This window comes from Microbacterium sp. CSI-V (assembly GCF_001984105.1).
Taxonomy (GTDB): domain Bacteria; phylum Actinomycetota; class Actinomycetes; order Actinomycetales; family Microbacteriaceae; genus Microbacterium.
Map to the genome: position 1 here is coordinate 1,257,845 of NZ_MTQM01000009.1, position 20,209 is coordinate 1,278,053.

Genomic DNA, 20,209 nt, shown 5'->3' on the forward strand with positions numbered 1-20,209 from the left:
TCCGGCGGTCGCGTACACGTCGATCATGGGCATGGGTCATCTCCTGACTCGGGGAACGGATGCGGTGCTAGTGTTATGTATGACGCCCGTCATAGTCAAGACCCGGACATATACTCTCAAAGTGGTCGACAGGGGGAAAGAGAGTCCGCGAGAGGCGATGATCGGGGGCGCCGCGCGCCTGCTCGCCGAGCGCGGGCTGCAGGAGACCTCCTTCTCCGAGGTCCTGAAACTCACCGGCGCCCCGCGCGGCTCCATCTATCACCACTTCCCGGAGGGCAAGGATCAACTGGTCCGTCACGCGGTCGAAGCCGCCGGAGACCGGTTGCGCGCGCGCCTCGAGCAGCTCCGCGGGCGCCCCGCCGAAGAGGTCGCCGCCGGCTTCCTGGCCATGTGGCGGCACCTGCTCGTCGAGGCGGACTTCCGCATCGGGTGCTCCGCGACCGCGGTGACGGTGGCCACCGTCTCGACCGATCTCCTCGACTCCGCCTCGAACGTCTTCCGCGAGTGGACGGACACCCTGGCGTCACTCCTCACCGACGGCGGGATCCCCGCGGATGCCGCGCAGGGCGCGGCGACCCTGCTCATCGCGGGCAGCGAGGGGGCGGTGGTCCTCAGCCGGGCCCAGCGCGCCATCGACCCCTTCGATGCCGCCGCCCGCGGCCTGGAGAGCCACATCCGGGCCCTCGCTGCGAGCTGACCGCGGGCGGGACGCCGCGGGCTCAGGCCGAGGTCGACTTCTTCTTCTTCGTTGCCGGAGCCTCCGCCTCGTCACCGGCCGCCGCGGACTGCTCTTTCGCCCGCTTCTTCGCCTGCGAGGCGAGACGCGCGAGGTCGACCATGCGCAGCGCGTCCATGCGCGCGCGACGCATCGTGGCGTAGTCGGGATCGGCATCCGCCGTCATCCCCTCGACGTCGAGCCGCTTCGAGAGGTTCGCCTCGACGTCGCCCCACGCGGCCGCGCGGGCCGCGGCGACGAGGCCGTCGACGCGCTCGGGGTCGTCGGCGAACGCGCGCAGCTCCTTCGCGACACCGTGCGACTGACGGGCGCGGCGCCGGAGGTTGCGGGTGTCGCGGTCGCGGTAGTCATGCGTGCCCGACGAGTCGGAGAAACGCCCCCAGGCGCGCTTGCGCTGCTGGGTCACGCGATCAGCGGCCTGGTCCTGCTCGGCGGCGAGGGCGCGGAGTGTCTCGCGGGCGAATTCGGCGAAGACCTCGCCGTCGAAGTGTCCCCCGCGGGCGATCGTCTCGACCAGGATGCGGTTGCGTACGGTGAGCCGCGCCGCGGCCGTCGCGATCGACAGCCCTTCGGCGATGGCATCCTTCGTCCGGCCCACGCGACCTCCCGCTCCAGGCTACCGTCCGAGGCGCGCGGCCGAGTCCGCGGTCACGTCAGAGCGGCGACGATCTTCCCGATGCGGCGGGCGCGTGTCTCGGGCGCCTTCGCCTCGGCCACGCTTCCCGCGTGCGCCTTGCGCGTGCTCGGGGCCAGCGCATCGAACGCCGCACGCACCCCGGCTTCGGCGAGCGCCCCGGCCAGATCGTCGGGGAGCTCCACCGTCCGCTCGGCGGTGTCCAACGTCAGCTCCACCGTGATCGCGTCGCCACCGGCGAGGCCCGTCGCCTTGCGCTTGTCGGCCGAGAAGGGGATCAGCTGGCGTCCGCCCATCACGGCCATCGTGCTGGAGTACACGTACCCGTTGACGTCGACGGTGACCGCGGCGCGTTTGCCGCCGCCCAGCCCCTCGACCACCTCGGGGGGCACCTCGATGCCGGTGTTGTTGCCCATCTGCAGCAGCGTCGTCTCGAACCTCATCCGGCGAGTGTGGCAGAGACTCGCTTAGGCCAACAGCGCCGGTTTGGCAATCCCCGGGTCACGAACCGTTCGCCTGCGTAGGGTCTGATTCGTTGCGGAGGGCCTCGGAGAGTACTCGGGGGCCTTCTGTCGTATCCGGGGTCACTCGGCTCGGATGCCGACCGCGGTGTCGTGATACCCCTCGGCCGAGACCCGGATGCGGATCTCCCCGGGGCCGGTGGGCCGGACGATCGCGAGTGCACGGCCGTGGAAGAGCGTCACGGATGCCGCGGAGAACGGCTCCTCCGTCGCCGCGCGGCCGGCACCGAGGCCCGCGAGCACCGCGGGACCGTCGACCCCGACGGTGACGCGCACGTCGTGATCGCATGGCACGATGCCCGCGGCATCCTCCAGGGTGATCCGCACGAATCCCAACGCGTCGGGATCGGCGGCGATCGTGTCGGCCTCCGCCCGGGCGGTGAGCGCGACCTCGGGCGCCGCCGTGCGCAGCGACGTCCGACCGACGTCGACGCCGCCGCGTCGAGCGATCGCGACGAGCTCGCCCGGAACGTACTCGGTCTCGAAGCGGGCGGTGTACTCGCGCACCGCTCCGACGGGAGCGACGCCGACCGACGCGCCGTCGCGGAAGAGTTCTACCTCGTCGGCGTCGGCGTACACGTCGACGCTCACGGGGGCGCCCGCGGCGACGCCCCAGGTCCACGACGCGACCGTGTCGTCCCACGACCACGGCGTCACCGCGGTCGGCCGACCGTGGTGGCGGGGCGGATGGACCGCGATGAACGGTTCCCGGCGCAGACCGTAGACGATCTCGCGGAAGAACGAGACGGTCCGGCGGTGACCCGTGATGTCGAGGTCGCCGGACTCGGCCGCGAGGTACGGGTAGGGTCCCGCGGTGCCGGTGTCGGTGTACCCGGGTTCGTCCGCGTAGTCCACGCGCCCGATCCCCGCCTCGCCGAGGTAGTCCCAGCCGGTCCAGGTGAAGTCGCCGATCACGTGGGGCTGGCTCGACACGAGCGGCCACAACGCGCCGATGCGCTCGGGGAACGTCTCCGAGCCGACGATCACGCGGTTCGGGAACAGATCGGCATCCAGTGCGTACCGCGAGTCGGCGTAGTTGAAGCCCACGACGTCGAGAACGGCCGCGGACTCCTCGATCGACTCGGTCACGAGATCCGACGCGTTCAGCAGCGCCATCTGCTCGCCCATGGTCGCCATCAGGGTGTTGGGGTCCGAAGCCTGCGCCTCGGCCATCGCCTCGCCCATGCGGTCGAGATTCGCGATGATCCCGTTGATGCCGTTGGTCACGAAGCGGGTGCCGTCGAGCTCGCGCACGGCCTCGGCGAGGCGCCGACTCCAGATCGCGCCGTGGGCACCGGCGAGCTCGAGGATCTCGTTGCCGATGGAGTACAGCACGACGCTGGGGTGGTTGACATCCTTCATCACCATCGCCTCCACGTCGCGGCGCCAGTGATCGGCGAACCCGACGGAGTGGTCGAAACCGGTCTTCGCCCGTGTCCACACGTCGCCGAGCTCGTCCATGACGACCATGCCGTGCCGGTCGCAGGCGTCGAGCATCGCGCGGCTCACGGGGTTGTGGGAACTGCGGATCGCGGTGAACCCGGCCTGCTTCAGCAACCGGATCCGGCGGTCCTCGGCCGCGGGGATCGCCACGGCCCCGAGCGGCCCGTTGTCGTGGTGCACGCACGCGCCCCGGAGCGTCACGCTCTCGTCGTTGATCCGCAGACCGTGCACGGGGTCGAGCCGGAGGGTCCGGATGCCGAACGCCAACGTCTCCGCGTCCAGCGGCGTCTCGCGGCCCTCCTCGACGAGCGTCGTGCGCAGACCGTACAGCTGCGGGTCGTCGATCCCCCAGCGACGCGGATCGCGCACCGTGAGGCGCTGGCGCGCCGTCGCGCGCTCGCCCGGGAGCACCGAGACGGGCGAGTCGCCGGTGGCGACGACGGCGCCGTCGGTCGCGGTCACCTCCCATCGGACCCGGACGGTCCGCGTGTGGCGGGTCTCGTTCTCGACCACCGACGAGACGGCGACGATCGCGCGCTCGTCGTCGACATCGGACGTGACGATGCGCGTGGCATCCAGGGCCAGGTGGACGGGATCGGCGACGACGAGGTGGACCGGACGGTGGATGCCGGCTCCCGTGTACCACCGCGAGTCCTTGTGGACGCGGGCCTCGACGGTGATCCGGTTCGTGCGGCCGAAGCGCAGGTACGCGTCCAGCCGCACGATGAAGGCCGCGTAGCCGCTCGCCTCGTGCGCCGCGCGGTCGCCGTCGACGAACACGACGGCGTCGCGGTAGACGCCCTCGAACTCCAGCAGCACCGTCTTCTCGCGCCACTCCTCGGGGACGTCGAGCTCGTGGACGTACTCGAACACACCGCCCGGGTAGTACCCCGACGTCACCCCCTGCGGGCTGCCCGGATCGCGCGGGAGGTCGCGCAGGGCGTCGTGCGGGAGCGTGACCGGGACGAACGCGGTGGCCGCGTCGCGCTGTTCGAACGCGCCGAGCTTCGGCCCCACGGTCCAGCCGTGGAGCAGGGGCTCGCGGATCACGGAGCGTCCTCGGCCACCGTGTCGAGCAGGTCCTCCAGTGCGGTCAGATCGAATCCGCGGATCGAGCCCCGGAAGTACTCGGCGAGCGCCTCGGCCATGTCGGTGGATGCGGGGTCGAGGAGCCACTGCACCTGCAGTCCGTCCATGAGGGCGATCGTGGCGACGGCCGCGCGGCCGGGGTCGAGCCCCGGGGCGAGCCGTCCGGCGGCCTGGATGCGTTCGAACGCCTCGCGCGTGCTCAGGCGCACCTGCTCGTAGCGGCGGCGGAAGTAGTCGTGAGCCGGGTGGTCCGGCGCGGTGGCCTCCGCCGACACCGTGCAGTACAGCTCCACCACTCCGGGGACGGAGGCGTTGTGTCGGGCGAGGTCGACGAGGTTGCGGAGCGTCTCGACGCCGTCGTCCGAAGTGAAGTCCACGATCGACCGGGCGAGTTCGTCGCGATGGTCGAGCACCGCCTGCAGGAGCGCGCTCTTGCGCGGGAAGTGGTGGAGGAGACCGGCTTCGCTCATGCCGACCCGCTGCGCGATCTCGCGCAGCGACCCCGAGCGATACCCGGCCTCGGCGAAGACCTCGAGCGCGGCATCCAGGATCGCCTGCCGGGTCGCCTCGGATTTCGCATACTCGCCCCGCTGTCGGCGGGGAGTCTGCGTCGTCTCCGTCATCGCATCACCGTAACGCCCACCGGACCGATCGTCGGGTGGGAGCCCTCTCACGAACCGTTCTACAACGAATTTCTAGTGGTCGCTAGTTTTTTGCTGCAAAAATCTAGCGGGCACTCGGATTTGGTGTTAGCTTCTCGCCGCAGGGCCACTCACCCGAGCCCCGCCAGAGAGAAGAGGACAAGGATGTTCCGATGGAAGGCCACAGCAGCCCTCGCCGTCGCCGCAGCGCTGACACTGACCGGATGCGCCGGTGACAACACCGGGGGCGGCGGCGACGGAGGAGGCGCGCAGCTGACGCTCGGCGCCATCGCCGCGCCGACCAGCTACGACATCGGCGCCGGCGCCGAGTACGGCAACCGCAGCCCGTTCTTCCAGGCCGTGTTCGACACGATCCTGCAGAAGAACTCCCAGGGCGAGATCGAGCCGTGGCTCGCCACCGCCTGGGAGTACAACGGCGACAACACCGTTCTGACCCTCACTCTGCGCGACGACGTGACGTTCTCGGACGGCACCAAGCTCGACGCCGACGCCGTGGTCGCGAGCCTCGAGCGGTTCCGCGACGGCACCTCGCCGCAGGCCGCGACACTGGCCGGCAAGACGTTCGCTGCCCCCGACGCCACGACGGTCACGATCACCCAGACGGCGCCGGACCCCTCGCTGATCAACCTGCTCTCCATCGCCCCCGGTCTCGTCGAGGCTCCGTCCTCCTTCGACAACCCTGACGTGTCGACGAACCCCATCGGCTCGGGCCCCTACATCCTCGACACCGCCTCCTCGGTGACCGGGACGACCTACAACTACACGGCGAACCCGAACTACTGGAACAAGGACGCCGTCAAGTACGACAAGCTCACCATCAACGTCTTCGATGACGTCACGGCGACCATCAACGCCATCAAGGCCGGCGAGCTCAACGGCGCGAAGATCGCGGACAACAACACGATCACCGAGGTCGAGGGAGCGGGCTGGACGATCGAGTCCAACGAGCTCGACTTCCAGGGCCTCCTGCTGCTCGACCGCGCCGGAACCATGGCGCCCGAGCTGGCGGATGTCAAGGTGCGCCAGGCGATCAACATGGCCTTCGACCGCGCGGCCCTGCTGCAGTCGCTGCAGACCGGCTACGGCACCGTCACCGAGCAGGTGTTCCCCGCGACCTCCGTCGCCTACGACGCGTCGCTGGACTCGACCTACGCCTACGACCCCGCCGGCGCGAAGGCGCTTCTCGCCGAGGCCGGCTACCCGAACGGCTTCACGCTGAACATGCCGACCACCCCGGCGTTCCAGCAGACGTTCGACCTGGTCGCCCAGCAGCTGTCCGACATCGGCATCACGGTGAACTACACCGACCCCGGCGCGGCCAACTTCATCGCCGACATGCTCGCGCCGAAGTTCCCGGCGACCTGGATGGCGCTGGAGCAGAACCCGGACTGGCAGCTGATCAACTTCATGATCGCGCCGAACGCCACCTTCAACCCCTTCAAGTCGGAGGACCCGAAGGTCGACGCGCTCATCTCGACGATCCAGACCGGCTCGCAGGCCGAGTCCGACGCCGCGCTCAAGGAGCTCAACAAGTACCTCGTCGACCAGGCCTGGTTCGCCCCGTTCTTCCGCGTCCAGGGCACCTTCGCCACCGACCCGAACACGAACCTCGAGTTCTGGCCGACCAACGCCTACCCGTCGATCTTCGACTTCTCGCCGAAGAACTGACCCGCCGACCGGGCCCACCCGCACTCACCGGGTGGGCCCGGTCCGCCCCGAGGGACCACACATGCTTGCATTCATCGTGCGCCGGCTGCTGTCCGGCGTCGTCCTCGTCGCCGTCATCTCGCTGCTGGCCTTCACGCTCCTCTACGCCGCGGGCGGCGACATCGCCCGCCGCATCCTGGGTGAGCAGGCCACCGCCGAGACCGTCGCCAAGAAGACCGCGGAACTGGGGCTCGATCGACCCCTGTGGACGCAGTACACCGACTGGGTGACCTCCGCCCTGACCGGGAACCTGGGTCGGAGCTGGTTCAACGGCGAGCTCGTCTCGACGAGCGTCTCCGGCCGCCTCGGGGTGACGCTCTCGATCGTCATCGGCGCCACGCTCGTGTCGGCCATCCTCTCCGTACTGCTGGGCGTCCTCGCCGCCCGACGCGGAGGAGCGGTGGATGCCACGGTGCAGTTCCTCTCGCTCGTCGGCTTCGCCGTCCCGGGCTTCCTCATCGCCCTCGTCCTCGTCCTGGTCTTCGCCGTGAACCTCGGCTGGTTCAAGGCCACGGGCTTCACACCGCTCACGACCTCCGTGAGCGGCTGGCTCTCCTCCGTCATCCTCCCCATCACGGCACTCTCGATCGGCGCGATCGCGACCGTGGCGCAGCAGGTCCGCGGCTCCGTCCTGGACGCCACCTCCCGCGACTACGTCCGCACCCTCCGCTCGCGCGGCCTGAGCGAACGCTCCGTCGTCTACAAGCACGTGCTCCGCAACGCCGGCGGCCCCGCCCTCGCCGTCCTCGCGGTGCAGTTCGTCGGGCTCCTCGGCGGCGCCGTCATCGTCGAGCAGATCTTCGCCATCCCCGGCATGGGTCAGCTGAGCGTCCGGGCGACGACCCTCGGCGACATCCCCGTCGTCATGGGACTCGTGATCGCCTTCGCCATCATCGTCGTCGTCGTCAACCTCCTGATCGACCTGGCCCAGGCGGCCCTCAACCCGAAGGTGCGACTCGCATGACCGCCATCGCCGTCCCTCCCGCCGTCCCCGTCGCCCCGGTCCGGGTCGCCCTGTTCCGCCGGCTCGTGCGCCGTCCGGTCGGGCTCGTCTCGCTGATCTTCCTCGCGATCGTCGCCGTGCTGACCTTCATCGGCCCGCTCATCGCCCCGCAGGATCCGAACTTCGCCGACATCCGCAACATCCTGTCGGGGCCGAGTTCCGCGCACCTCCTGGGCACCGACGGCAGCGGCCGCGACGTGCTGTCGCGCCTCCTGGCCGCCACGCAGACGAGCATCGCCGCCGCCCTGGTCGCGGTGGTCGTGGCCGTGCTGATCGGCGTGGTCAGCGGCCTCATCGCCGGGTACTACCAGGGCTGGTTCAACACCGTCGCGACGTGGGTCACCGAACTGACCATGGCCCTCCCGGGCATCGTCGTGCTGCTCGCGGCCCGCGCCGTCCTCGGCCCCTCCGTATGGCTGTCGATGGTGATCTTCGGCATCCTGCTCTCGCCCGGTTTCTTCCGTCTCGTCTTCGCCTCGGTGACCGCCGTCCGCGGCGAGCTCTACGTCGACGCGGCCCGCGTCTCCGGCCTCAGCGACGCGCGCATCATCGGGCGGCACGTGCTGTCGGTCGTGCGGGCGCCGATCATCATCCAGGCCGCGATCGTCTCGGGCATCGCGATCGCGATCCAGTCCGGGCTCGAGTTCCTCGGCCTCGGCGACGCCAACGTCCCGACCTGGGGCTCGATGCTCACCGACGCGTTCAAGAACATCTACAAGAACCCGGCCGGCCTCGTCTGGCCCTCGCTCGCGATCGCCCTCACCTGTATCGCCCTCACACTCCTGGCCAACGTCCTCCGCGACGAGCTGGAGCGCACCGTCACCGTCCGCCGCCGGCGCCGTCGTGCGGTGTCGAGCCGGACCGGTTCGATCGCCGCCGTCACCACCTCCGTCTCCCTCAGCGGCGGCGACATCCTCGACCAGGACGAGCTCCCGATCGTGGAGAGCGACGTGATCGTGCACGCCGACGACACCCGCAGCAAGGCCACCGACACGCTCCTGCGCGTCCGCGACCTGCACGTGGGGTACGACCAGGCGGACGGCTCCCACATCGAGGTCGTCCACGGCGTCTCGCTCGACGTCCGCAAGGGCGAGGTCCACGGCCTGATCGGCGAGTCCGGTTCCGGCAAGTCGCAGACGGCCTTCGCCGTCCTCGGCCTCCTCCCCCGCGGCGGATCGGTCACGGCGGGCTCGATCCTCTTCGACGGCACCGAACTGGCCGACGCCGACGAGAAGGTCTACGCGGGCGTGCGCGGCAAGCGCATCGCCTACATCCCGCAGGAGCCGATGAGCAATCTCGACCCGGCTTTCACGATCGGGAGCCAGCTCGTCGAGCCCCTGCGCAAGAACCTCGGGCTGTCGAAGAAGGAGGCGCGCGAGCGCGCCCTCGCACTGCTCGCCCGCGTCGGCATCCCCGACCCTGCCCGCACCTTCGACGCGTACCCGTTCGAGGTCTCCGGCGGCATGGCGCAGCGCGTGCTGATCGCCGGCGCCGTCTCGACCGATCCCGAACTGATCATCGCCGACGAGCCGACCACCGCCCTCGACGTCACCGTGCAGGCCGAGGTGCTCGAGCTGCTGCGCGACCTCCAGAAGGAGCGGCACATGGCGATGCTGCTCGTGACGCACAACTTCGGCGTCGTCGCCGACCTCTGCGACCGCGTGACGGTGATGCAGAACGGCGTGTTCGTCGAGCAGGGCCCGGTCCGGGCGATCTTCACCGAAGCGCAGCACCCGTACACGCGGGCGCTGCTGGACGCGATCCTCGACGAGGGTCCGGCACGGCCGCCGCTGGGCGCCGAGGAAGGGGTGCGGGCATGACCGCTCCGCTGCTCACGGTCGACGACCTGGTCGTCGAGTACCCGGGCAAGGGATTCCGCGCCCAGCCCTTCCGCGCCCTGAAGGGCGTGTCGCTGGACATCCTGCCCGGCGAGACGATGGGCCTGGTCGGCGAGTCCGGCTCGGGCAAGACGACGCTGGGTCGCGCGGTCCTCGGGCTCGCCCCGGTCAGCGGCGGCACGGTCACCTACGACGGGCGCGACATCTCGCACCTCGGCCGCGCCCAACGCCGCGCGCTGAGCTCCGAGATCCAGGTCGTCTTCCAGGACCCGTACTCGTCGCTGAACCCCTCGATGACGATCGAGCAGATCCTCGCCGAGCCGCTGACGGCGTCGGGGGTCGCGGGATCCGAGGCGCGCTCTCGCGTGCGCGACCTGCTCGATCAGGTGGGGCTCCCCTCCGACTCGCGCAGCCGCCTCCCCCGCGAGTTCTCCGGCGGCCAGCGTCAGCGCATCGCCATCGCCCGGGCGCTCGCCCTCCGGCCGAAGCTCATCGTGTGCGACGAGCCGGTGTCCGCGCTCGACCTGTCGACGCAGGCACGCGTGCTCGACCTGTTCATCGACATCCAGAACCGCACCGGGGTGGCCTACCTGTTCGTCACGCACGACCTCGCGGTCGTCCGCCACATCAGCCACCGTGTGGCCGTGATGTACAAGGGCGAGATCGTCGAGACCGGTCCCGCCGAACGCGTGACCTCGCGACCCGAGCACCCGTACACGCAGCGCCTGTTCATGGCCGCGCCCGTCCCCGACCCCGACCGGCAGGAGGAGCGTCGCGCCGCCCGTCGCGCACTCCTGGCCTCCTCGGCATCCTGACCTTCGTCCCTCTCGCACCCGGAAAGATCATCGTGACCCTGCCCTCTGTCGCCGCGCCCGCGACCGCCCACCTCCTCCCCCTCCTGGAGAGGCTGACCCTCGACCAGAAGGCGGCCCTCGTGCAGGGCGCCGACTTCTGGACGACCGTTCCGCTGCCCGAGATCGGCCTGCGGGCCATGACCCTGTCCGACGGCCCCGCCGGGGTGCGCGGCCCCCGGTGGGACGAGCGCGAGCCCTCGCTGAACATGCCGTCCGGCTCGGCCCTCGCCGCGTCGTGGAACGTCGAACTGGCCTACCGCTACGGCGCGGCGGCCGCCGCCGAGGCACGGCGCAAGGGCGTGGACGTCGTCCTCGGCCCGACCATCAACCTGCACCGCTCGCCGCTGGGCGGCCGGCACTTCGAGTGCCTGAGCGAGGATCCGGAGCTCTCCGCCGAGCTCGGCGCCGCGTACGTCCGCGGACTGCAGGACAACGGCGTCGCCGCCACCCCGAAGCACTACGTCGCGAACGATTCCGAGACGGACCGCTTCACCGTCGACGTGCAGGTGGACGAGCGCGCGCTGCGCGAGCTCTACCTCGCTCCCTTCGAACGCGCCGTGGAAGCCGGCGCCTGGTCGATCATGAGCGCGTACAACTCCGTCGACGGGGTGACCATGACCGAGAACGACCTCCTCGAGACGCCGCTGAACTCCGAGTGGGGCTTCGACGGCGTCGTTATGAGCGACTGGACCGCGGTGCGGTCGCTGGATGCCGCCACCGCGTCGCAGGACCTCGCGATGCCCGGCCCCGCCCCGGCGTGGGCGGATCTCGCCGACGCCGTCCGCGACGGGCGGGTCCCCGAGGCCGACCTCGACCGCAAGGTGCTGCGCATGCTGCTCCTCGCCGAGCGCGTCGGCGCTCTCGGTGACGCCGCCACGATCGAGCCCGCTCCCCTGGATGCCACGGCCTTCGCGCGTGAGTCGGCGGTCGCCGGCACGGTCCTGCTGGCGAACGACGGCATCCTGCCCCTCGAACCCGCCGCCGTGGCATCCCTCGCGGTCATCGGGCAGAACGCGCGGGACGCCCGCACGCAGGGCGGCGGCAGCGCGACGGTCGTCCCCGAGCGGATCGTCTCGCCGCTCGAGGGTCTGCGTCGCGCCTACGGACCCGACCGCGTCACCTATGAGCTCGGCGCCGTCGTGCAGGAGGGCGTGGCCGAGATCCCGCTCGCGCAGCTGCGCAACCCGGTGACCGGCGGACCGGGAATGCGGGTGACGTTCCTCGGCGACGACGGGGAGCTGTACGCCGAGGACCGCCGGGCGACCGCCCTGGTGTGGTTCGGCGGCGACGCCCCGATCGCGCAGTCGCGCACCGTCGTCCTGGAGACCGTCTACACCCCCGAGACGACCGGAGACATCGAGCTCGGCTTCGCCGGAGCCAATCCCGGCCGCCTCTTCGTGGACGGAGAGCTCGTCCTCGACGACTCCCCCGTCGTGGACGGAACCGACCTGGGTGCCGCGTTCCTCAACCCGCCGTCGCTGACCGCGCCCGTGCGGGTCGAAGCGGGACGGGAGATCGCGGTCCGCGCCGAGTTCGACCGCGCCGAGGGCGGCATCCCCGGGGCGATGAGCGTCACGCTCGGCATCGCCCCCGAGAACACGGATGCCGACGAGCTCATCGCCCGCGCGGCCGCCGCCGCCGCCCGAGCCGATGTCGCGGTGGTCGTGGTCGGCACGAACTCCAAGGTCGAGTCCGAGGGCTACGACCGCGAGAACCTCGACCTCCCCGGGCGTCAGGACGACCTCGTCCGCGCGGTCGTGGCCGCCAACCCCCGCACCGTCGTGATCATCAACGCCGGTTCTCCCGTCGTGCTGCCGTGGGCGGACGACGTCGCCGCGATCGTGCAGGGCTACTTCGGCGGCCAGGAGTTCGGCGCGGCGCTGGCCGACGTCCTCACCGGTGCCGCGGAGCCGGGCGGACGCCTCCCCACCACGTGGCCGGCGGCGCTCGCGGATGTCCCCGTGCTCGACGTGACACCCGACCAGGGGGTGCTGCGCTACAGCGAGGGGATCCACATCGGGTACCGCGCGTGGCTGCGCTCCGAGGTCCGCCCCGCGTTCCCCTTCGGCCACGGCCTGGGGTACACGACGTGGTCGTGGGACGCCGTCGATCGCGACGGTGACGATCTCGTCGTCACCCTCACCAACACGGGTGCCCGCACGGGCGGCCAGGTCGTGCAGGTGTACGCCGAACGCGCCGACTCCGCGGTCGACCGCCCCACGCGATGGCTGGTCGGCTTCGGCGTCGTCCGCGCGACGGCCGGGGAGACCGCCACGGTCCGCGTCGGTGTTCCCGCGCGTCGACTCGCGCACTGGGACGGCGGCTGGGAGGTCGAGTCCGGCGTGTTCACGCTGCGCGTCGGCGCCTCCGTCGTGGAGACGCCGTTGAGCGTCGAGTGGGAGGCGGGCGCGTGACGGGACTCCTGCGGGGTCACGTCGACCCGCGGCTCACCGCCGCGGGCGACCGTCTGGCGGCTGCCCTCGCCGCAGACCCCGACCTGTCGTTCCAGGCCGCGGCGTTCCACCACGGCACCCCCGTGCTGGACGTGTGGGGCGGACCGCACCTCCGCGAGGACAGCGTCCTCGTGCCGTACTCGGTGTCGAAGAACACGATCGGGATCACCGCGGGCCTCCTGGTCGAACGGGGCCTCCTCGATCTGGACGCGCCCGTCGCGGAGTACTGGGCCGAATTCGCCGCGGCCGGCAAGGCCACCGTGACGGTGCGTCAGCTGCTGTCGCACCAGGCGGGCCTCCCCCAGGCGACGCCGGCCCTGGACTTCCTCGACATGCTCGACCAGCCCGCGGCCGCCGCGAGCCTGGCCGCGAGCGTGCCGTTCTGGCATCCGGGGAGCGCCTTCGGGTATCACGCCGTGACGATCGGCACGCTCGGTGCCGAGCTGGTGCAGCGCGTGACGGGCCGGAGCCTGCACGCCTTCTACGAGGAGGAGATCCGCGCCCCGCACGGCATCGACTTCTTCCTCGGCCTCCCCGCCGACCAGGAACCGCGCCGCGTCGACGTCCTGCCGATGGTTCCGCCTGCGACGGGTCCGGGCGAGCGGCAGACGACGCCGTTGGGGGCGCTCGTCTTCGGCCCGGGACGCTCCAGCGTCGACATGGCGAACGACCCCCGCAGCTGGGGCTACGGCCACCCGGCGACCTCGGCGACCGGCAGCGCCCGCGGGATCGCGCGGCTGCTGGCCGCCGCGGTTACCGGCGTCGAAGGGCGTGCACCGTTCCTTTCCACCGAGACGGTCGCGGCGATCGGGCAGCAGCAGGTCCGCGGATTCGACGAGGTCCTCGGCCAGCCGGACCGCGCCCACGCGATCGTCTTCCAGAAGCCGTCCGCCGCGATGCCGTTCGGCGGACCCCGGGCCTTCGGGCACGACGGCGCGGCGGGCTGCTTCGCGTGCGTCGATCCCGACAGCGGGGTCGCGTTCGCGTGGACGATCGTGCGCGGCCCCTGGCCGGGCGGCGGCGACCCCCGCGCCGTCTCCCTCGCGGCGGAGATCGGCCGCGTCCTGGGGACAGGCGCATGACCGACTACCCGAACCCCCTGGTCCCCGGCTTCCACCCCGACCCCTCCGCGGTGCGCGTCGGCGACACCTGGTACCTCGCGACCTCCACGTTCGAGTACCTGCCCGGCATCCCGATCCACCGCTCGACCGACTTCGTGACGTGGGAGCTCATCGGCCACGTCGCCACGCGTCCGGGGCAGCTCGGCGTCGAGGACGTCCGCACCGCGGGCGGCGCGTGGGCGCCGACCCTGCGGCGGCACCGCGACGGAGTGTTCCACCTCGTCGTGACGGATGCCATGGGCCGGGGCATGCTGCACTTCACCGCGACCGACCCCGCGGGGCCCTGGAGCGACGGCGACCTGATCACCGACTCCGAGGGCCGGGCCTCGCTCAACGGCATCGACCCCGACATCGCGTGGGATGCCGACGGCGTCGCCGTCATCACGTACTCGGGCCTGATCCTCGGCGGCGAAGGGGCGGGGCGTCACCTCGGCATCCTGCAGGCCCGGGTCGACCTCGACACGCACCGCGCGCTCGAGGAACCGCGGTCGCTGTGGTCCGGCACCGGTGGGCAGTTCCCCGAGGCTCCGCACCTGTACGAGATCGACGGGCGCTGGTACCTGCTCATCGCCGAAGGCGGCACCGAGCGCGGACACGGTGTGTCGATCGCCCGCGCCGATCGTCCCGAAGGCCCGTTCGAGACCGGCCCCGCCAACCCGATCGTGTCGGCGCGATCCACGATCCGCCCGGTCCAGAACACCGGTCACGGCGATCTCGTCATCGGTCCCGACGGCGAGTGGCTGTGCGTGCTGCTCGGTGTCCGCCCGCGCAGCATGACGCGGGCGTTCTCGGCGCTCGGTCGCGAGACGTTCGTCACCCGCGTGCAGTGGCACGCGGACGGCTGGCCCACGATGGAACCCGTCACCCTGAACCCGCGCTCCGGCACGCGCGTGGACGTGACGTTCTCGCCGGAGGTTCCGCTGGACGGCGAGTGGATCACGCCGCGCCGACTTCCGACCGAGCTCGCCGACCTGACCACCCGCCCGGGGTGGCTGGTACTGCGGGCCGACGGCTCGAGCCTCGACGACCCGCGCCCGGTGTTCGTCGGTCGCCGCCAGGAGCACCTGACCCAGTCGACCTCGCTCGACCTGGACTGCACCGCCGGGGTGGGCGGCCTCGCCGTGCGCTACGACGAGAGCTTCCACGTCGAGGTCGAGGCGGGCGCGGGGCGCATCGTCGCCCGCGCGAACGTCGCCGGCCTGGTGCAGGAGTGGGCGGCATCCGTCGACACCGACCGCGTCACCCTGCACATCGAGTCGCGCCGCCCCGACATCGAGGGCGGGTTCGCCCGCACGAGCGACGTCTTCCACCTCGCCGCCACGGTCGACGGCCGGCGCATCGATCTCGCCGAGGTCGACGGCCGGTTCCTGTCGTCGGAGACGGCGGAATCCTTCACGGGCCGGGTCGTGGGCGTCTACGCCCGCGAGGGCAGAGTGGATGCCGCGAACTGGACCTCAGAGGGGGACGACGCATGAGCACGGTCGAGGTCGCCCTCCACGCAGATCTGCGCGAGGACACCCCGTTCGTCGCGACGGCGCTCCCGCGCCTGTCGTGGCGCGTCCGGACCGCGACGCCGGACTGGCGTCAGAGCAGCGCCGAGCTCACCGACGGCGTCGACACGGTCGCGCTCGCGGGCGGGGAGTCGGTGCTCGTGGACTGGCCGTTCCGCCCGCTGACCGCGGGCGAGGAGCGGGAGGTGCGCGTGCGCGTCACCGACACCGCCGGCGCGATCAGCCCGTGGAGCCCGCCGCTCGCCGTCGCCGCGGGCTTCCTGGACGCGGACGAGTGGATCGCGGCGCCCGTCGGGCTCGCCGACCCCGTGACCGCGGCCCAGCCGGCCCTCCTGCGGACCACCTTCCGGCTCGAGCGTCCGGTGCGCCGGGCGCTGCTGTTCTGGACGGCGCTCGGCGCGGCCGAGCCCGAGATCAACGCGACGCCCGTGAGCGACCACGTGCTCTCGCCCGGATGGACGTCGTACCGCGACCGGCTCGTGCACGAGACCGTCGACGTCACGGCGCTGCTCAGGGTCGGCGAGAACGTGCTCGGCGCGACGCTCGCCGGTGCCTGGTACACCGAGAAGTACGGGTTCTTCACGTTCACCGACCGCGTCTACGGCGACCAGCCGTCGTTCCTCGCGCAGCTCCGCGTGACGTACGAGGACGGCACGACCGAAACCCTCGCCGCCACCGGCCCGGGATGGGAGGCCTCCCCCGACGGCCCCGTCCGCGCGAGCGGGATCTACGCCGGTGAGGAGCAGGACCTGGGTCGCGCCGGCGAGAGCGTCTCGCACGGCGCGCGCTGGGCCCCCGCCCGCGTCGGCGCCGTCGCCCGCCCGGGGTACGAAACGGTGCCGACGCCCGAGGCGCGCATCGCTCCGCCGGTGCGGCGCATCCAGTCGCTGCCGGTGGCCGCGCGTCTGCCCACGCCGTCCGGAGGCACGATCCTCGACTTCGGACAGAACCTCGTCGGACGCCTCCGCGTCCGCGTCCGCGGCGCAGCCGGAACGCGCGTCACGATCCGCCACGCCGAGGTGCTCGACGCCGGCGAACTGGCCCTGCGTCCTCTCCGCAACGCCCGGGCCGAGGCATCCTTCGTCCTCTCCGGCGGTGACGACGTGCTCGAGAGCCGCTTCACCTTCTACGGCTTCCGCTACGCGCAGATCGAGGGCATCGATGTCGCCGACACCGATGTCGACGCCGTCGTGCTGCACAGCGACCTGGTGCGCACCGGCTGGTTCTCGTCGTCGCACGGGCTGCTGGACAGGCTCCACGAGAACGTCGTGTGGGGCATGCGCGGGAACTTCCTGTCGATCCCGACCGACTGTCCGCAGCGCGACGAGCGACTGGGATGGACCGGTGACCTGCAGGTGTTCGCGCCCACCGCGAGCTTCCTGTACGACAGCGCCGGGTTCCTCACGTCGTGGCTGCGCGACCTCGCCCTCGAGCAGGGGCGCCACGACGGCGTCGTCCCGCTCGTGATCCCCGCGGCGCTGCCGTCCTTCGCCGGCGGCGGGCCCGTCGCCGCCTGGGGCGACGCGGCCACCGTCGTGCCGTCGGTGCTGCACGAACGCTACGGCGACCGCGCGGTGCTCGCGGCGCAGTACCCGAGCATGCGGGCGTGGGTCGAGGCCGTTCACCGCGACGCCGGAGACAGCGGACTGTGGGCCGGCCGCATGCAGCTGGGCGACTGGCTCGACCCGGCAGCCCCGCCCGACAAGCCCGGCCAGGCGAAGGTGGATGCCGACATCGTCGCCACCGCGTGCTTCGCGCGGTCGCTGCGGCTCGTCGCCGACGCCGCCGCCCTCCTCGGGCACGACGCCGACGCGAAGCGGTACGGCGACCTGGCCGAGCGCAGCCGGCGCGCCTTCGTGGCGGAGTACGTCACGCCCGCGGGCCGCATGATGAGCGACGCCCCCACGGCCTACGCGCTCGCGCTCACGTTCGACCTCGTCGAGGACCCCGAGACCCGGCACGCCCTGGCCGGCCGCCTCGCGGCCCTCGTCCGCGAGGGCGGGTACCGCATCGGCACGGGTTTCGTCGGCACACCGCTCGTCGCCGACGCGCTGAGCGACGGCGGCCATCTCGCCGCCGCCGAACGGCTGCTGCTTCAGACCGAGTGCCCGTCCTGGCTGTACCCGGTCACGATGGGCGCCACCACCGTCTGGGAGCGCTGGGACAGCCTCCTGCCCGACGGGTCGGTGAACCCGGGCGAGATGACCTCGTTCAATCACTACGCCCTGGGCGCCGTGGCCGACTGGCTGCACCGCACCGTCGCGGGCCTCGCCCCGGCGGCGCCGGGCTACCGTCGCCTCCGGATCGCCCCGCGCCCGCTCGCGACGCTGGAGCATGCCTCCGCGCAGCACGAGACGCCCTACGGCACGGCCTCGGTGGGGTGGCGACGCGAGGGCGAAGTGGTCCGCATCACCGTCGTGGTGCCGCCGAACACGACCGCGGAGGTCGATCTCCCCGGCATCCCCGCCGACGGGACGACCGCGCCGGCGACGGTGGGATCGGGAACGCACGAGTGGACGGTGACCGCGCCCACGGCCCCGACCGCTCCCCCGCTCCCGGGGCTCGAGGCGTCGCTGGCCGCCGTCATCGACGATCCGCGCGCCTACACCGCGCTCCTCGACACGCTCACCGAGGTCGCCCCCGAACGTCTCGGCGCCGTCCGCGACGACACCGTGTGGGCCGCGGGGCGTCCGCTCGCGAGCGCCCTCATGTTCACCCCGCCCGACGTCCTGGACCGCGTGGACCGCGCCGTCCGCGCGGCCACCGGCGCCGCCTGACCCCCGAACCGGAGACCCCCATGTTCGACCGCCGCTCGACCTTCGGCGACGCCCTCGACCACCCCGGCGCCCGCGCCGTGCTGGAACGCTTCCTGCCCGGTGTCGCCGCGTCGCCCATGGCCACGCAGTTCCGCGGCGGCCGCCTCGGGCAGCTCGTCGCGATCGTGCCGAGCCTCGAAGACCTCGACCACCGCGCGCGGTTCTGGGAAGCGCTCGCCGAGATCGGCGACGGCGACGAGCGACCGCCCTACGCGCCGGCGATCGCGCCGTCGGCGACGTACGAGGGCGATGACGTTTCGCGGGCGAGCGCGAGCGTCCGCCCGACCGCCGCGACCACGCTGTGGGGCGTGCTGGAAATCCGCGTCGACGGCCCCGCGCACGGGAACCCCTTCGTCGACGTCGACGCGCACGCGACGTTCCGTCGTCCCGACGGCTCGCCCGTCCGGGTCGGCGGGTTCTACGACGGCGACGGCGAGTGGGTGTTCCGGGCGCTCGCGGATGCCGAGGGCACCTGGTCGTTCGAGACGGATGCCACCACCCCGTCGCTCGACGGCCTCACCGGAACCGCGGACGTCGGTCCCGCGGCATCCGGGGCCCACGGTCCGGTCCGCGTGGACGGTTTCCACTTCCGGCACGCCGACGGCACCCGGCACCGACCGCTGGGGACGACGGCGTACGCCTGGACCCACCAGCCCGAGGCCCTCCAGGAGCAGACGCTCGCGACCCTCGCCGAGGGCGCGTTCCGCAAACTCCGTATGTGCCTGTTCCCGAAGTCGTACCTCTTCAACGCCAACGAGCCCGACGACTTCGTCTTCCCCGGGTCGCTGGCCGACGGGTTCGACCTCGAGCGCTTCGACCCGGCGCACTTCCGCCGCCTCGAGCGCCGCATCGCCCAGCTCGGCGAGATGGGCGTCGAAGCCGACCTGATCCTGTTCCACGCCTACGACCGCTGGGGGTTCGCCGACCTCGGCCCCGCGGTCGACGACCGGTACGTCCGCTACGTCGTGCGACGGCTGGCGGCGTTCTCGAACGTGTGGTGGTCGCTCGCCAACGAGTACGACCTCGTCTGGGGCAAGGACGAGGACGACTGGGAGCGCATCGCCGCGATCGTCGGCGAGGAGGACCCGTTCGGCCACCTCATCTCGATCCACAACTGCCGCCCGTTCTACGACTACACCCGGCCGTGGATCACCCACGCGAGCGTGCAGCGCGTCGACGTCTACCGCACCGCCGAGAACACCGACGAATGGCGCGAGCGCTGGGGCAAGCCCGTCGTCATCGACGAGTGCGCGTACGAGGGCGACATCGACCAGGGCTGGGGCAACATCACCGGCGAGGAGATGACCCGCCGATTCTGGGAGGGTGCCGTCCGCGGCGGATATGTGGGCCACGGCGAGACCTACCTGCCGGCGCCGTTCGGCGAGGCGCTCATGCCCGCGTCCGCCGGCTCCGACGACGAGGTGCTGTGGTGGGCGAAGGGCGGCGTCCTGCACGGGTCCTCCCCCGCGCGGATCGCCTTCCTCGAGCGATTCCTGGCCGGGGTCCCCGACGGCGTGCTCGAGCCCGCGGCATCCGACTGGGACGTGCCATGGGCGCAGTCGCCGGATGGGACGGTGCGCGTGGCGTACTTCGGGTTCAATCGCCCGCGGTTCCGCTCCGTCCTGCTCGGCGAGGGCGACTGGGTCATCGACGTCATCGACACCTGGAACATGACGACCGACCGGGTCGACGGCATCCATTCGGGGACCGTCCGGGTCACCCTGCCGGGGCGGCAGTTCGTGGCGCTGCGGGTGTCGCGCGTCTGACGCGCTTCGCTGCGGTGCGGGGGCGTTCGCGCCGTGACCCGTCCCGTCATTCCGA

14 protein-coding genes are annotated in these 20,209 nt (G+C 71.9%); 10 read left to right on the forward strand and 4 right to left on the reverse strand.

Translation table 11 applies throughout. The annotated features are described in order from the left end of the window. Window positions 1-121 precede the first annotated feature (121 nt). Complete coding sequence (locus CSIV_RS16925; protein ID WP_202400782.1) at window positions 122-697, forward strand: TetR/AcrR family transcriptional regulator; 576 nt, start codon at window positions 122-124, stop codon at window positions 695-697. 22 nt (window positions 698-719) lie between these two features. Here the strand turns inward: CSIV_RS16925 and CSIV_RS16930 are convergent, their stop codons facing one another. From CSIV_RS16930 to CSIV_RS16945, 4 genes are all read right to left on the reverse strand, one after another. Further along, on the reverse strand, window positions 720-1,334 hold the full coding sequence (locus tag CSIV_RS16930) for an asparagine synthase (RefSeq protein WP_077052469.1): 615 nt from the start codon (window positions 1,332-1,334) through the stop codon (window positions 720-722). Window positions 1,335-1,384: 50 nt separating this feature from the next. Beyond that, complete coding sequence (locus tag CSIV_RS16935; protein WP_077052470.1) at window positions 1,385-1,813, reverse strand: YdeI/OmpD-associated family protein; 429 nt, start codon at window positions 1,811-1,813, stop codon at window positions 1,385-1,387. 141 nt (window positions 1,814-1,954) lie between these two features. Continuing rightward, complete coding sequence (locus CSIV_RS16940) at window positions 1,955-4,384, reverse strand: glycoside hydrolase family 2 TIM barrel-domain containing protein (RefSeq protein WP_077052471.1); 2,430 nt, start codon at window positions 4,382-4,384, stop codon at window positions 1,955-1,957. Further along, entirely contained in the window at window positions 4,381-5,046 is a 666-nt protein-coding gene (locus CSIV_RS16945; RefSeq protein ID WP_077052472.1) for a TetR/AcrR family transcriptional regulator, read from the reverse strand. Before CSIV_RS16945 ends, CSIV_RS16940 begins: the two co-directional genes overlap by 4 nt. 183 nt (window positions 5,047-5,229) lie before the next feature. Here CSIV_RS16945 and CSIV_RS16950 point away from each other — a divergent pair, with 183 nt between their 5' ends. From CSIV_RS16950 to CSIV_RS16990, 9 genes are all read left to right on the forward strand, one after another. Continuing rightward, window positions 5,230-6,753 carry an ABC transporter substrate-binding protein gene (locus tag CSIV_RS16950; protein ID WP_077052473.1) on the forward strand — a complete coding sequence of 508 codons (1,524 nt, stop codon included), beginning with the start codon at window positions 5,230-5,232 and terminating at the stop codon, window positions 6,751-6,753. Between the two features lie 61 nt (window positions 6,754-6,814). Continuing rightward, complete coding sequence (locus CSIV_RS16955) at window positions 6,815-7,756, forward strand: ABC transporter permease (RefSeq protein ID WP_077052474.1); 942 nt, start codon at window positions 6,815-6,817, stop codon at window positions 7,754-7,756. Beyond that, on the forward strand, window positions 7,753-9,615 hold the full coding sequence (locus CSIV_RS16960) for a dipeptide/oligopeptide/nickel ABC transporter permease/ATP-binding protein (RefSeq protein ID WP_077052475.1): 1,863 nt from the start codon (window positions 7,753-7,755) through the stop codon (window positions 9,613-9,615). Before CSIV_RS16955 ends, CSIV_RS16960 begins: the two co-directional genes overlap by 4 nt. Next, window positions 9,612-10,448 carry an ATP-binding cassette domain-containing protein gene (locus CSIV_RS16965; RefSeq protein WP_077052476.1) on the forward strand — a complete coding sequence of 279 codons (837 nt, stop codon included), beginning with the start codon at window positions 9,612-9,614 and terminating at the stop codon, window positions 10,446-10,448. Before CSIV_RS16960 ends, CSIV_RS16965 begins: the two co-directional genes overlap by 4 nt. 176 nt (window positions 10,449-10,624) lie before the next feature. After that, a complete protein-coding gene (locus CSIV_RS16970; RefSeq protein ID WP_443189831.1) occupies window positions 10,625-12,901 on the forward strand; it encodes a glycoside hydrolase family 3 protein in 2,277 nt (758 codons plus the stop codon). Beyond that, on the forward strand, window positions 12,898-14,022 hold the full coding sequence (locus CSIV_RS16975; protein ID WP_238592395.1) for a serine hydrolase domain-containing protein: 1,125 nt from the start codon (window positions 12,898-12,900) through the stop codon (window positions 14,020-14,022). Before CSIV_RS16970 ends, CSIV_RS16975 begins: the two co-directional genes overlap by 4 nt. Then, the gene (locus CSIV_RS16980) at window positions 14,019-15,536 is read left to right on the forward strand and encodes a glycoside hydrolase family 43 protein (RefSeq protein WP_077052479.1); all 1,518 of its coding nucleotides are present in this window, start codon (window positions 14,019-14,021) and stop codon (window positions 15,534-15,536) included. Before CSIV_RS16975 ends, CSIV_RS16980 begins: the two co-directional genes overlap by 4 nt. Beyond that, window positions 15,533-18,349, forward strand: a complete 2,817-nt coding sequence (locus CSIV_RS16985; protein ID WP_077052480.1) for an alpha-L-rhamnosidase — start codon at window positions 15,533-15,535, stop codon at window positions 18,347-18,349. Before CSIV_RS16980 ends, CSIV_RS16985 begins: the two co-directional genes overlap by 4 nt. 20 nt (window positions 18,350-18,369) lie before the next feature. Further along, window positions 18,370-20,154 carry a DUF5605 domain-containing protein gene (locus CSIV_RS16990; RefSeq protein ID WP_077052481.1) on the forward strand — a complete coding sequence of 595 codons (1,785 nt, stop codon included), beginning with the start codon at window positions 18,370-18,372 and terminating at the stop codon, window positions 20,152-20,154. Window positions 20,155-20,209 lie beyond the last annotated feature (55 nt).